Genomic DNA, 14,798 nt, shown 5'->3' with positions numbered 1-14,798 from the left:
ATCTTCTTACCGCACAATAGTTATTGGATAAAATTTTCCGTTTTTTTCTCTGTAGTATTTATAAATTATATCAAATTACTAATATATAGACAACGTAAAATGCTATAGTTTAGAAACTCAATTAAAGAAAATATAAAGAACAAAGATTTATTATGTTATATTGCGTGTACATTTAATACAGGCATAATATTTAATTTGGAAATTCAACAGAAAACTAGACAAAAAATTAAAGGTGTGGATAGGATACAATAAATTGGACGAAAAAATTATGGGTGTATAAAATAAAAAAATTATATAAAATATAATATAACAATCATCGAAAATGTAACTATTACCACACTTGTAAGAAGTGTATTATACAAAGCAACTTGTTTTTGTAAAACTAAAATTCAATATAAAAAATAAAGGGGCGTCTTAGTGAACGTCAGTAGGGTGCGACTCCACCTGAAGACTAACTATTAAAAGTCAATAGAAAAATAAAAAAAGTTAAAATCTTTTCGGTCAAATAAGGAAACTAGAAAATTGTATGTCAAATAAAGCAATAGTAAATTGCTTAAAAAAATAATATTAAAAATACAGTATTACATAAACTCAAACGGCTTGGTAACTCTGACCCGTTTTCTGTAAATGATAGATTACTCTCACTAGCTTTTTTACTGCATGAGATATTGCAACATTGTAATGTTTTCCCTCAGTTCGCTTTTTTGCTAGATAATTCTTGAAGGTTTCATCCCAATGACATACATATTTTGCTGCATTGTATAATGCGTACCGAAGGTAACGCGATCCTCGTTTCTCCATGTGTGAATAGCTATTGGTTATTTGTCCTGACTGATACGTTGATGGTGACATTCCTGAATACGCAAGTATTTTATCAGGAGATGAAAACTTACTGAAATCACCTATTTCTGCTACTATCATAGCTCCCATTGTGTAACTGATACCCGGGATAGACAGAATAGGCGTGTTTATGTTATCCATAATATGCTTGATTTCTGCTTCTATCTCCTCAATTTCTGCTGTAAGTTCTTGTATTAGCTTTATGGTATGCTTTAGCTCAAGAGATTTTGCTGGCATGTCTGAACCGATTGAGTTTTTTGCGGCTTCCCTAAAACCAATTGCAGTATCTTTGCCATATCTGCCTCTAGATGCAGTATGCAGCAGGTTTGTAAGCTTCGTTAAGTGGGCTTCTGCAATATGATGGGCTGACGGGAACTCTGAAAGCATAGTATAGACAGATTTTATATGCAGCGAAGGAACAAGTTTTTCAAGTTCCGGGAAAAGTATGTTCACAAGCCGGGAAACAGTGGTTTTGAGTTTTGCTCTTTCAGAAACTTTATAAAATCTGTATCTGGTTAGTGACTTTAATTCTTCGTTGTGATATAATATATCTGAGTAGGACTTTAAGTCTACATTAGACATTAACATCATAGCGATTGTATGGGCATCAATTTTATCCGTTTTAGTCTTTCTGAGGCTGAGAGACTTTCTGAAGAGATTGGTATTTAATGGATTGATAACAAAGGTAGTCAAACCTTTATCAAGAAGATAACCCAAAAGATTGTATGAGTAATGTCCTGTAGCTTCAAGCCCTACTTTTACTTTGTTAAAATCTTTTGAAACAGATTCAATTCTTTGATAAAGAGAATTAAAACCTTCTATAGTGTTCTGAATAGTAAAAGCATTAAATAAAACCTCGCCGTCAGAATTGCAAATGAAGCAGTCGTGCTTGTCCTTTGCAACATCGATACCAACAAAAATCATACTAAAAACTCCTTTGAAAAATATTTGATACTGTTTTTAGACCACAGATACTCTTTACGATTGTAACCTCGTTCTAAATAAACCGTCGTGCGGTATCTAACTAATTAACAAATGTATAAAGAGACTGTGGTTAGAGCCTTCAAGAAACCATCAAGTGGTAGGTGGGTGTAACTAATCCACAGTATCTAATAACATTATAGCACATGCCCTTAAAATCGAACAATATTAACTACTACTTTATTATACGAGGTGGGTGTGATGCAAAGTAGTTTGTATTGATGAACCTGCAAGGCCTGTGACCCCACCTTTCAGGTGGGTGTGATACTAAATAACTTGTTTTGCCATTATCTACAGTGTCAATTGTGGCTACACTTTTGTTTAAAAGTGTATGTTATATAAGCCATATAATGTTATACAAACTATAAACTCCAATAATTAACTTAGGTGTCATATAATAAATTGCTTAGTTGTGATATATTTACTTGCACACCGCGTTAGGTGACTACCATCTCACGCGAAACGTGAATATACATAGAAAACAGACAATAAAATGGACAGCAAATTTCATTACTCATTTTAAGTATTGTTAATATATTTAATTAGCAATATTTTTAAGACAACTGTTTAATGAAACTATCCCTATTTTATATATACTCTTTTTAAAAATTGACTAAATAAAACTATAGCAAAAAGGGGTGTGCGGATTCCGCACATCCCTTTACGAACGCCCCAAAAGGACGTCTGCACAAATATAATTGTGTAAAAAAGTTATATATATTGAGTCAAGAAATATATATACATAATAAAAATATACTGTGAACTAATCAAATCTTTTAAACCGAAAAACTGCGGCCGGCTTAATATAAAAAGACAAGTGAATAACTCAGCTTCTTATTGGCTGCTGAACTATTTTCACTTCCGATTTATTCTATACTTAACTGTTATCTTTTCTACTGTTATCTTTTCTACTGTCTTCTTTGCTAACAGACACAGTCACGAATTTAATATCCTCAAGAAGCTGTTTAAGTTCTTCCGCAGCGGCTTTAGCTTCTGAAATACTCTCCTGCATATGGTTCAGTCTTTCAACAGCTTTATCAATTTCACTGAAATCAACTTTTAAGCACTTTCCCCGTCTTCACTGGGTTCAATAAAAACATCCAAATCCACTGTCACGCACCTGCTTTATCTTTCGCTTCTTCTATTGTAACATATAAGTCATTGATTTGACAATGCAAAATTTCAGCAATATCCGGGAGTTTACTCGCCCGCGGCATTGCCATGCCGGTCTCCCATTTTGTAACAGTAGATCTTTCTATTGAAAGAGCGTCGGCAAGTTCCTGCTGCGTTAAACCCAGCTTTTCTCTAAAAGATTTTATACTGTTCAAATTTATCACCTCTATCGTGCAATTTATTCACACCCTTATTATAAGTGAAATTTTTGCACTTGTCAATAGTTTTTTTGGAAATAAGTGGATTTATTGCACACCGCTTTGAAAGGTGATTAATATTCACTTATAATAGGGTAGAGGTGATAAAAATGACCGTGTTAAAAGAATTGAGAATTTCTATGAAGAAAACACAGAAGGAAGTCGCCGATTTTCTTGGTGTCGACAGAACAACTTATGTCAAATATGAAAATGGAAATACCGAACCTAATTTAGATAATATAAAAAGACTTGCGGAGTATTTTAACGTCACTACCGATTATCTGCTTGGAAAGTCAGAACCTCCCGCCTCTGAGTCTTCCGAGTCAAAAAATGACAACGGATTAATATTCAGCTTTGAAGGAAACAATGAAAAAATCGACCTGACTTCCGAACAGCTGCAAAGAGTCAGAGAAATGCTGAGACTGGCTATGCCTGAACAGTTTGACAAAAATGACGGTGCAAAAAATGAATAATTCTTATGGTCTATACAGAAATGTTCGTAATGCTTCATGGAAGTTTCTGATTGACTTCAATATATGCGAGCTGCCAATTGATGTTTTTAAAATCTGCGAACAGCTAAACATACAAATTAAGTCATACGAAGAACTTCCGGAGATAATCTCAATAATCGGTCAGCAAGGACGAACTGTTGATGAAGAGGGTTTTTGTATGTTATTCGACAAAAACTGGTTTATATTTTACAAAAACGATTACCGTTCGTATGCAAATATAAATTTTGTTATTCTTCACGAGCTTGCACATATCTTATTGGGGCATAAAACGAGGATTGAAAGCAATAACGGTAAAATTCTTTACACAAACAAAAAGAATATGAATTCCCAGCTTGAAAAAGAAGCGGATATGTTTGCAATCCGCATAATGTCTCCCGCATGCGTTCTTAAAGAACTTAACCTCCACACTCCTGAAGAAATTATGGAAGTGTGCCGTCTGCCATATATTTATGCAGAAAAACGCGCTCAGCGGATTGAAGAATTATACAAACGGAATATGTTTTATAAACAGCCGCTGGAAATAAAAGTTCGCGAACAATTTTCACCTTTTGTCAGCCGCCTTAAAACTAACTGGCAGACAGAATCTATACAAGAATTTATATCACCTGAAAAATTTTAATACTTTAAATCCTTAAACAAAGTAATAATTAATGTATGAAAGCTGATAATAACCTATGAGGTGTTATCAGTGGAAAAATACTTTGATTATTATGATAATAAAAGAACTGCATATCAAAAAGCTCTTGAAATTTTATACCGTTATAAAATTTCTAAACTGCCTATCAATATATCACGACTTTGCAGTTTAATGAAAGTTCGGCTCGGCAGCTATAAAATATTTGAAAATTTAATAGTTAGCCTGCGTCTTGAAAATTTTATGATTAACGACGGTTTTACAGCAATAATCAATGATTCATATTATACTTTTTTTAATTCCGATAAAACAGAAAGACGTCATTTAACAATTTCGCATGAACTTGGACATATAGCTATGGGGCACCTTGAAACAGAAAATTTAGCATGTATGGACGGCGTCACAGTTTGGAACCGCAGCGATAAAGCTGAGCCAAGCGACCTGGAAATGTTCGCTAACATTTTTGCCTCAACCTTACTGGCGCCCGACTGCGTTTTGTATGATACAAACATTAATACTCAGAAAAAACTTATGGAGGTTACAGGGCTTGATAATGAAGAATCAGAAAAAAAGCTTATACATCTAAAGAGTTTTAATCATAATCATTCTATAACATTTCTTGAAAAAGCAGTATATTATAATTTTCGTGACTTTATTCAAAGTTTTGAATAGTGTATATTGAAAGTTTAAGTATTTGGTCAATCGTGGTAAGGCTTGACACTCTTCTGTAAGATGTGCGATAACAGTTTATATTGATTTAGGTATTGGTGAATTATTGTGAATTATCGTACCGCCTTTTCAAGGCGGGGTGGGCTCGCCTCACGATGCAGATTTCATCTGCACTGCCGTTGTTCGCTTTAACCGCTTTTATTTCGTTTTAAATATTTTTTTATGACCCATAATTTAATATTACTTTTTATAAGTTATTATATGATATTGTTTAAAATAGCGTAAAATAAAGGTTTTTAAAAATAATATAATTTTTTTGTTATAAGTTTATATAAATTGATTTTGTAATGCTTGTCACCATTTTATCACCATGACAGATATAAAAAACATTTTATTTGTAATCAAATTTATATAAAAAGCAAAAAGACTATACTTCTAAAAATATGCTGTATAAATGTGCGTTTTTGATGATTTTTTAATTTTAAGACACAAAAAAATAAATTAAATATGAATTAACATTTTATCAAAATTAAACATTTTAAACTGAATTTTGAAATAAAGGGGATTAAGTCAAAGTATGGAATTAATTCCCCCTCAACTGACATATTGAATGAAAGAACAGATAAGTCAAGAGTAAATATACAAGCTACGCCCGCTCTTGACTTATCTGTTCTTTTTGTGCAAAACATATTTTTCGCAAACGGGTACTCATTTGCTGTGCTTGCAATTAAACAAAATTTATATTTTTGTACAAAACTGAGAAAACGCAAAAACAATATTGCTTTTGTTCTAGTTTTAGAATATAATATTATTTATAATAAACAAGGAGTGTCTAGATATGGAAGTTATGTCTGCAAAAGAAGCCGCCGATAAGTGGGGTATATCTCAAAGACGAGTGGCTGTTCTTTGCTCTGAAAATAGAATAAAAAATGTGCAAATGTTAGGCAACATGTGGCTTATACCAATAAATGCTGAAAAGCCTGTTGATGCAAGAAGCGCAAGATATAATAATAAAACAGATGAGAAAAATGTTAAGCCTTTTCTTAAATGGGCAGGCGGCAAAGGGCAGTTGTTAAAAGAAATAGAAAGTTATTATCCTTTTGATAATGGTGTTATTACAAAATACGCCGAACCATTTGTAGGTGGCGGTGCGGTGCTTTTTGATATTTTAAGCAAATACAATTTAAGTGAAATATATATCAGTGATATAAATACGGAACTAATAAATACTTATGTTATTATAAGAGAGCATATTAAAGAACTGCTAGAGTTTCTTAATAAATATCAAAACGAATATGTGCCTCTTGAAACTGGAAATAGAAAGTCATACTATATATCAAAAAGAGAAAAATTTAACGATTTGAAAATAAATGGCAGTGAAGTTGAAAATATCGAAAAAGCAGCATTGATGATATTTCTTAATAAAACTTGCTTCAATGGACTCTACAGGGTTAATAAAAAAGGACTTTTTAATGTACCTATGGGAGCGTATAAAAATCCCCTTATCTGTGATGAAAAAAATCTTCGTACAGTATCGGAAAAACTGCAAAATGTAAGAATTATATGCGGAGATTATCGAAAGTCCGCTGAATTTATAGATAAGCATACTTTTGTATATTTTGATCCTCCATACAGACCTTTAACCGAAACGGCAAGTTTTACGGCATATACAGAAAATTTATTTAATGACGAAGCACAAATTCAGCTTGCTGAATTTGTGAAGTGTATGCACAAAAAAGGTGCTAAAATCGTTGTGAGTAATTCAGATCCCAAAAACACTAATACAGATGACGATTTTTTTGACAACATTTACTCTGCACATACAATTAAAAGAGTTGAAGCTACTCGTATGATAAATTGTAATGGCAAATCAAGAGGAAAAATAAAAGAACTATTAATATCAAATTTTTAAGGAGTTTCTAATATGAGAAACAGAGATTTTACAACTTGGTTATCCGATTTTCGTGATAGTATTACAGATTATAAATACTATATTGATTTTGAAAAGGTACACAGAAATGTTGAGAGTATAAAAGTTGAGCTTAATATATTAAACTCCCTTATAGGCTCAAAGAATATCGAAGCTGATTTTGAAGCGTTAATTGAAAAATATCCCGAAATATTAAAATGTATTCCGTTACTTTTAGCGGTTAGATCAAATGAAATTTATGCTATTGACAGTGACGGAGAATTTACATATAAGTTTAAGAAACCAAATATGTCGGCAGAACAGTATAAAGTATTTATGCGTAAAACAGGATTGTTTGATTTAATGGCTAATCATATTATAAATAACATTGTTGATTATGTAACAGGAGTTGAAACTGGACTTGACTCCAATGGCAGAAAAAATCGTGGTGGTCATTTGATGGAAAACTTGATCGAGAGCTTTATAAAGAAAGCCGGTTTTACTAAAGATAAAACATATTTCAAGGAAATATATATCCATCAAATTACTGAAAAATGGAATATTGACTTATCAGCTATTTCAAATCAGGGAAAGATGGAAAAACGCTTCGATTTCGTTATCAAAACAGAAAATATGATTTATGGTATAGAAACTAATTTTTATGGTAGTAACGGTTCTAAACTAAATGAAACAGCTCGAAGTTACAAAACACTTGCTATGGAAGCCGATACAATAAACGGTTTTACATTTGTTTGGTTTACAGACGGAAAAGGTTGGACAAGTGCAAGAAACAATCTTGAAGAAACTTTTGATGTTATGGAGTATATTTATAACATCAAAGATTTAGAAAATGGTATAATCAATGAGGTTTTTAAATAATGGCGGAAAAGAAAATAAAAAAATGGGAGCCTGAAGATTTTGAGCTTGAAATGACAACACATTGGTCTTTTCCGCAACGTGGAGATTGGGCAACTCACGATGCGAAATGGCGTGGCAATTGGTCGCCGTACATACCAAGAAATATTATATTAAGATATTCCCAAGAGGGCGATTTGGTTTTAGATCAGTTTGCTGGAGGTGGCACTACTCTTGTAGAAGCAAAACTATTAAATCGTGATATAATTGGAGTAGATGTAAATGATGTTGCACTCCAGCGATGTAGAGAAAAGACGGCTTTTGATTACAAGACTGCAAATGGAAAAGTATATATTAAAAAAGGTGACGCAAGAAAACTTGATTTTTTGCCTGATGACAGTATTGACTTGATATGCACTCACCCACCATATGCTAATATTATCAAGTATAGCGATGGCATAGAGGAAGATTTATCACAACTAAAAGTAAAAGACTTTCTCAAAGAAATGAAAAAGGTCGCAACAGAAAGTTATCGTATACTTAAAAAGGACAAGTTTTGTGCTGTGCTTATGGGAGATACAAGACAAAAAGGTCATATGATACCAATGTCTTTTGATGTAATGCGTATCTTTGAAAATGCAGGCTTCAAATTAAAAGAACTTATTATAAAAGAGCAGCATAATTGCAAGGCCACCGGGTATTGGAAAACCAATAGTATAAAATATAATTTTTTATTGATTGCACACGAATATTTATTTGTATTTAAAAAATAACTCTATATAACTCTATAATAAGTTGTTATAATTTATTTTGAAGTTTTGTTACCATTTTGTCACCAAAACAACCGTTTTATCCAATTATTTCTATTCGACACAAAAGCCGCAAACGCTGATTTAATCGCTGTTTGCGGCTTTTTATGATTTTTATAAAAATATTTTCTTATAAATTTTTATTTAGAATTTTGGGTTATTATATTTGATAATATTTTTTGAATCGTTATATATGAAGACGTGCAATAAAGGTCTATGTTTGCTTAAACATTGGTGAATTATGGTGACTTATCATACCGCCTTTTCAAGGCGGGGCGGGGCTCACCTCACGATGCATATTATATCTGCACTGCCGTTGTTCGCTTTAACCGCTTTTATTTAGTTATTATTTAATTGTAATACTTATAATTAAATTATGATTATTTTTTATAATGGCTGTATATATAAACGTGCGATATGAAATATTTGATTATTTTATAAACCATTTAAAAATTTTTTATTTCCCTAAAATTATACTTAGATTATTTTTAATTCTCTTAAAACTATCTTTAATTTTCTAAGATTTTTGTTTAAAAAGTAAATATTAATTTGTATATATAAGACTGCCAAAGTACTTATGCGGTACTCACAGACTGCACGCTATATTAAAAGAACGTCAATTATTTGATTTTATTTTTATATATGATATAATTGTTTCGGGGTGTGAAAAATGAATTCAAAAATATTGAAATATTTATCATTTATATTAATAATAATCATCAGCGGCGGTATTTTATTATCAACATTTGTTTTCATTCGATTTAATAGTATAGTTCAAAATTTTGAAAACGGAATATTAATATATTCATTTTTTACCTTATATATATGCGCTGTTATGTTACCGATATTGTTCAGAAAAAAATTAAAAATAAGCCGGACAATACCTTTAATTTTGATATTTTGCATTCTTTCTGCAGCACTTATTAACGCAGGGGCTTACAATATAGTTAAAAATTCTGTTTCAGCATACAGCAGACAAAATTGGGATAACAATGCAAATCTTAGAATTTATATGATTGAAGATCTCGAAAAACAATACCAATTTTTTGGAAAAACCGAAACGGAAATAATTGATTTTCTTGGTCATCCGTCAAATGTTTCATATTACAGCGGCAAAAGATTAGAATACTATATTGGAGACGGCTATATAGATCCATATACATATGATATCATAATCGAAAACGATGTTGTTTCAGGTACGGCTATAGTGCAGCATTAAGATAATAGAATTTATGCTTAACCCAGCCTTGCCAACTTAAAACAATCTGTCTTATTATAATATGGATAAAATTTTGATACATAAATTCAATTTGTTTATCACCTTTAAATTTTAGTTCTTTAAATATAAAAATTATTTTTATTACATTATTTTCTATCTATTAAATCATACAGTATTATTTTATTACAACAAAACTTTTATAATCGGAGCCGCAGTATATATCTTATATGAATTTCTATACACTTTTCTTATAATATTTCTCTTTTGATTAATATTTTACAATATCTATTTTATCGTGATGTATAACACTCTTCCGTTATTCGTTTTTTATAAATATATATTTATATTTACGTTTATACTTTTATATGCAATAGTATGAAACACATCGCACATTTCATATTATATAATACTTTTGTATAATATTTTTATTAATATTTACCAATAATTTATTAATATATTTATCTATAATTCAACATTGTATTTAAATTAATAATATGATATGATTTTTATGGTAATTCAATATTTGACAATATTTTGTAATATTTGAATTATCAATAAAAATTAAAAGGAGAATGTACAAATGAAAAAAGTACGAAAGCATCTAAGTTTACTTTTAGCGGCAGCCCTGCTGCTCAGCACTGTTATTTTACCTATTAACTCTTTTGCTGAAGAAACTATTCCGCAGGAAGAAACAACCATTGATAGCTCCATTGGTAAATCCCCAATTCCAACGGCAGAAGACAATATTTTAACTGCCGAAACTTCCGTTCAGACGGCAGATCCTTCTGTTCCAACTGCGGAAAGCCCGATACTGGAAGAAAACAATAACGCCGGCTTAAATGATGAGATTCCGCCGGATTCCGCCGGAACCTGTGATGATATTCTGCCCGGCAAAGTTATTGTCACTCTGAAACAAAATTCCGCCGGCAAATATAAAGCGCCGTTTTCAGTTGATAGTAAAACCGCAGTATTAAACAGCTCTATTTTTGACAACATTGATATAGCGGATATTGAGCTGATTTCACCCGCGTCTGAAGAAGACGAAATAATGACTTTAAGTGATGATACAGCAGACTCGCCCGGTGATATATTCCTTATTGAATTAAATAATCAATCCGAACAAGGTGTTTTTGACGCCATTAAGCAGCTTCAAGCAAATGAAGACGTTCTATGGGCGGAACCCGACTACATACAATATTTCTATGATACCATACCTAACGACGAGTTTTACAATGAACTGTGGGGAATGGAAAGAATAAACGCACCGAAAGCATGGGATAAATTTACCGGAAGTTCAGATGTTGTTGTCGGCGTTATCGACGGCGGCGTTGATTATAATCATCCTGATTTGGCTCCCAATATGTGGGTAAATGAAGACGAGATTCCCGGCAATGGTGTTGATGATGATCATAACGGATATATAGACGATATTAACGGCTGGAATTTCACTTTCAATCATAACGACCCAATGGATATTGCCTATCACGGCTCACATGTGGCCGGCATCATCGCCGCTGCCGGAAACAATGGAATCGGCGTAACCGGGGTTGCCTGGAAAACAAAAATTGCCGCTCTGAACGTAGGGATTGATGAAAGGAGAATCAGCTCAGCGGCAGTTATTAAAGCCATTAACTATGCCACAGATAATCATTTTGATATAATAAACGGAAGTTTCGGAGGAACTTCAAGCAGCCTTGCCCAAAAAACAGCTATTGAAAGATTCCCGGGACTATTAGTTTTCGCCGCTGGAAATGAAGGAGTTGACACTGACGTAGTTCCGAATTATCCATCCGGCTTTGAATGTGAAAACATAATATCTGTAGCTAATTTTGATGAGAGCGGTTCTTTAAACAGCACCTCCAACTATGGTGTTGTATCAGTCGATATTGCCGCTCCCGGCACAGGTATTTACAGCACTGTTCCCGGCGGAGAATATAAATATTTAAGCGGAACTTCTATGGCTGCTCCATGTGTTGCGGGGGCTGCCGCCCTGTTAAAAGGATATAATCCGAGCTTAAGGGGCGCAGAATTAAAAGATATAATCTTATCTTCTGTATACACTTCGTCCGAATATGATAAAGTTTCCAGCGGAGGCCGCCTTGATCTGACAAACCTTCTTTCAACGGCGGACGGGACCGCAAACGATGGGGTTGTGAATCCCGGAAAGCTTGAGTGGTGGACAACATCCATAGAATGGAGACAATATTCCGGTATAGATGAAAATGAACCGTATTTTCAAAAGTGCAGATTTAACATTGAAAGTGTTAACGTTATATGCAAAAACAAAACTTATACTGTCCCGGCAAAAACATTGAAATATGATGTTATCGAAGCAAATTATGACTATGAGATAAACAGCAGATACGAGCTCTGCGCCAAAGTTAACTATGACGGTTCCGCAGAATACTATCTTGACCCGGGAGACCGCCAGCTTGAAATGGGGCAGGATAACAAAGATATTGCATATTTTGATGATTATGCGCTTATTTGGATTGCAGATGTTTATTCCGACCAAAACGGACAATTGTTTTCAGACAGCGCTAAGCTTATTGTTCCTAACTATACCTGGTGGAATAACAGCGTAACCTATGACCCTGATAATAATCTGAATGCCGCTTTTAAAATTGACAGCATACAAGTATATGCAAATGGTAATTATTACAATGTTCCGTCCGAAACAATAAATTTGAGACCGGCACTTTCTGCTCCTCCTCTCAGACCTGAGCGTGACTATTCTCTCGGGGTGCAAATTAAAAACAACGGCACTGCGGAGTATGGAATATATGCGCCATGGGCAGACCGCGAAACAAAAGGACCGATTTATAACAACGACGGAATTCTTATTCCTGTCTTTGATTTTAAATATGATTCAAACTATAACCTTATAGTTTCACAGCTTTGGTTTGAAAACGATATCTATTATCCAAATGACGGGATCGTTTATCCCGGAAAAGATTCGTGGTGGGAAACAAAAATTGAATGGGAAAAATACTGGATGGATGAAGAATACTATTATCCCAGCTGTGAATTTACCCTTGAAGGCATTGATGTAACTTGTAAAAACACCAAATATACTGTGCCGGGCAAAACTTTCGTATACCGTGAGGTCGCCGGAATCTACGACTATAATGCAAAAAGCGAAAAATATCTTGCCGTAAAGGTTGACTACAACGGTTCAGCGTCATATCAGCTGTATGATTACATCAATGAAAATAACAGCAACAGTCCAGCGGTTGTATATAATGATACATACGCGGTTATCCCCATTTGCCGGGTATTCTCAGACAAAAACGGACAGATGTTTTATAAATCTAAACTCAATAATTTCACTTACACTAATGGGCAAAATATAACACAGCTGCTATTTCCGTCACAAATTATGTCCATGAAATTTAAAGACATTGCCGCTGAACGTGAAACCGCTGTCGGTTTAACATATAACGGCGAGGTCTATGTATGGGGAGACGGTGCATACTATGACCTGGGTCAGGGACAGGTAAAGCTGAATCAATATACGCCGCTGAAAGTTGAAGGTCTTCCTGAAATCGTTAAAATTGCCAAAGGCAAACACCATGTTTTGGCTCTCGATGTAAACGGAGAAGTATGGGGCTGGGGCAACAATTCCAGCGGTGAGGTTCATGGTGCATATAAAGGCAAAGTGTATGTGCCTTCAAAAATTTCAGGCCTGAATAATATAACGGATATAGCGGCAGGCACCGGATTCAGCGCCGCTATAAAGAGCGACGGAACTCTTTGGACATGGGGCAGCAACACAGACGGCAAGTTAGGCGACCGCGGAACAAGCGCAGCAAACGTTCCTGCGCCGGTAACAGGTCTCAGCAACGTATCAAAAGTTACATGCGGAGAGAAGTTTATGGCGGCTCTCTCAGGCGAAACAGTTTACACCTGGGGCAATAATGAAAGCGGACAGTTAGGCAGCGGAACCAACGACAGCACTTCAACACCCACCGCAATCACGGGCAGCTATAAGGACATTGCTGCCGGCAACAGTCATATGCTCGCAATATCCACATCAGATGAGCTGTTCACATGGGGATATAACTCAGTAGGACAGCTGGGGCTGGGCGATAAGGTAAGCAGAAACGTTCCGACCTCAACCGGAAAAACCGCCGCAGTTATTGGAGCCGGCTATAACCACAGCTTCTATACCGACGGCGAAAACACCTACGGCTTCGGAAGCAACAGCAAAGGTCAGCTTGGTATAGGAACACAAAATACCGCTCTTACTCCCACTCTTATTGCCGGACTAAAAAATATTGTCAAGATAGACGGCGGATTCGATTTTACAATCGCTAAAGATAAGGACAACAACATATGGGTATTCGGTAATAATAACGTTGGACAGCTGGGAATATACTAATCGTTTAAGAATCTTTAAATAAAATTGTGCTGTATAAACGTTCTGTAATAAAACAGTATAGTAACCGATTATTAACAAATCATCAAAACAGAATAGAAAAAGACAGGCGCGTACTCGTAAAAGAGCACCGCGCCTGCCTTTTTATTTAGCCGCTTCGATATAGAAGCTATATTCGTATGTGTGCACCCGCCTAAAGGGTGGGGCACACCTACCGATGTTCACCATAAACACCGTATTAGATAGTAAATTATATAAAAATGTAGTTTCGCAAGCTTCGGTATGGCAAACGTAGTTTGCCTCGTAAGGCGCGCAGTCATGGGAAAATTTGTAATAAAAAAATTATGATAATCTGCCATAAGTAATTCACGCTTCGCGTGAGATGACAGCTCACCTAACGCGGCAGACAAAGTCTGCCCTGCCGATGTTCACCATAAACACCTCCTTATCAGATAAACTTTATATAGTAAATTATAAAAAATGTGGTTTTGCAAGCTTCGGCAGGGCTGTGACTACACTTTTTTAAAGTGTATGTAATACAAATTCCTTTGTATTGTTAAACCTTCAATGTCAATTGTGGCTACACTTTTGTTTAAAAGTGTATATTATAAAAACTATATTG

Annotated in this window: 11 protein-coding genes; 8 read left to right on the top strand and 3 right to left on the bottom strand. The window is 34.3% G+C overall.

What is annotated here, in order from left to right:
* Window positions 1–591 precede the first annotated feature (591 nt).
* The 3 genes from B9O19_RS10705 to B9O19_RS10700 form a co-directional block, all read right to left on the bottom strand.
* On the bottom strand, window positions 592–1,764 hold the full coding sequence (locus B9O19_RS10705; RefSeq protein ID WP_102365211.1) for an IS110 family RNA-guided transposase: 1,173 nt from the start codon (window positions 1,762–1,764) through the stop codon (window positions 592–594).
* Window positions 1,765–2,698: 934 nt separating this feature from the next.
* On the bottom strand, window positions 2,699–2,833 hold the full coding sequence (locus tag B9O19_RS12130) for a hypothetical protein (RefSeq protein ID WP_281254327.1): 135 nt from the start codon (window positions 2,831–2,833) through the stop codon (window positions 2,699–2,701).
* A 100-nt stretch (window positions 2,834–2,933) separates the two neighbouring features.
* Entirely contained in the window at window positions 2,934–3,149 is a 216-nt protein-coding gene (locus B9O19_RS10700; RefSeq protein ID WP_158648991.1) for a helix-turn-helix transcriptional regulator, read from the bottom strand.
* Between the two features lie 152 nt (window positions 3,150–3,301).
* Between B9O19_RS10700 and B9O19_RS10695 the strand changes: the two genes are divergently transcribed.
* The 8 genes from B9O19_RS10695 (at window position 3,302) to B9O19_RS10660 (ending at window position 14,179) form a co-directional block, all read left to right on the top strand.
* On the top strand, window positions 3,302–3,664 hold the full coding sequence (locus B9O19_RS10695; protein ID WP_102366403.1) for a helix-turn-helix domain-containing protein: 363 nt from the start codon (window positions 3,302–3,304) through the stop codon (window positions 3,662–3,664).
* A complete protein-coding gene (locus B9O19_RS10690) occupies window positions 3,657–4,322 on the top strand; it encodes an ImmA/IrrE family metallo-endopeptidase (RefSeq protein WP_158648990.1) in 666 nt (221 codons plus the stop codon). Before B9O19_RS10695 ends, B9O19_RS10690 begins: the two co-directional genes overlap by 8 nt.
* Before the next feature lie 69 nt (window positions 4,323–4,391).
* The gene (locus tag B9O19_RS10685) at window positions 4,392–5,009 is read left to right on the top strand and encodes an ImmA/IrrE family metallo-endopeptidase (RefSeq protein ID WP_102366401.1); all 618 of its coding nucleotides are present in this window, start codon (window positions 4,392–4,394) and stop codon (window positions 5,007–5,009) included.
* Between the two features lie 835 nt (window positions 5,010–5,844).
* Window positions 5,845–6,918 (top strand): DNA adenine methylase, encoded by a 1,074-nt coding sequence (locus B9O19_RS10680; protein WP_102366400.1) that lies wholly within the window; start codon window positions 5,845–5,847, stop codon window positions 6,916–6,918.
* 12 nt (window positions 6,919–6,930) lie between these two features.
* A complete protein-coding gene (locus tag B9O19_RS10675; protein ID WP_102366399.1) occupies window positions 6,931–7,794 on the top strand; it encodes a type II restriction endonuclease in 864 nt (287 codons plus the stop codon).
* Window positions 7,794–8,543 carry a TRM11 family SAM-dependent methyltransferase gene (locus B9O19_RS10670; RefSeq protein WP_102366398.1) on the top strand — a complete coding sequence of 250 codons (750 nt, stop codon included), beginning with the start codon at window positions 7,794–7,796 and terminating at the stop codon, window positions 8,541–8,543. Before B9O19_RS10675 ends, B9O19_RS10670 begins: the two co-directional genes overlap by 1 nt.
* A 928-nt stretch (window positions 8,544–9,471) precedes the next feature.
* A complete protein-coding gene (locus B9O19_RS11765) occupies window positions 9,472–9,798 on the top strand; it encodes a hypothetical protein (RefSeq protein ID WP_158648989.1) in 327 nt (108 codons plus the stop codon).
* A gap of 580 nt (window positions 9,799–10,378) precedes the next feature.
* Window positions 10,379–14,179 (top strand): RCC1 domain-containing protein, encoded by a 3,801-nt coding sequence (locus tag B9O19_RS10660; protein WP_102366396.1) that lies wholly within the window; start codon window positions 10,379–10,381, stop codon window positions 14,177–14,179.
* The last annotated feature ends 619 nt before the right edge of the window (window positions 14,180–14,798 follow it).

It is taken from the genome of Monoglobus pectinilyticus (assembly GCF_002874775.1).
Lineage (GTDB): Bacteria > Bacillota > Clostridia > Monoglobales > Monoglobaceae > Monoglobus > Monoglobus pectinilyticus.
Note: the sequence above shows the minus strand (reverse complement) of the source record. Positions and strands in the feature narration are given on the sequence as shown.

What these genes read in the sequence shown, in the direction of transcription:
- B9O19_RS10705 (WP_102365211.1), bottom strand. Translation starts at nt 1,764, where the DNA reads ATGATTTTTGTTGGTATCGATGTTGCAAAGGACAAGCACGACTGCTTC.
- B9O19_RS12130 (WP_281254327.1), bottom strand. Translation starts at nt 2,833, where the DNA reads ATGCAGGAGAGTATTTCAGAAGCTAAAGCCGCTGCGGAAGAACTTAAA.
- B9O19_RS10695 (WP_102366403.1), top strand. Translation starts at nt 3,302, where the DNA reads ATGACCGTGTTAAAAGAATTGAGAATTTCTATGAAGAAAACACAGAAG.
- B9O19_RS10690 (WP_158648990.1), top strand. Translation starts at nt 3,657, where the DNA reads ATGAATAATTCTTATGGTCTATACAGAAATGTTCGTAATGCTTCATGG.
- B9O19_RS10680 (WP_102366400.1), top strand. Translation starts at nt 5,845, where the DNA reads ATGGAAGTTATGTCTGCAAAAGAAGCCGCCGATAAGTGGGGTATATCT.
- B9O19_RS10675 (WP_102366399.1), top strand. Translation starts at nt 6,931, where the DNA reads ATGAGAAACAGAGATTTTACAACTTGGTTATCCGATTTTCGTGATAGT.
- B9O19_RS10670 (WP_102366398.1), top strand. Translation starts at nt 7,794, where the DNA reads ATGGCGGAAAAGAAAATAAAAAAATGGGAGCCTGAAGATTTTGAGCTT.
- B9O19_RS10660 (WP_102366396.1), top strand. Translation starts at nt 10,379, where the DNA reads ATGAAAAAAGTACGAAAGCATCTAAGTTTACTTTTAGCGGCAGCCCTG.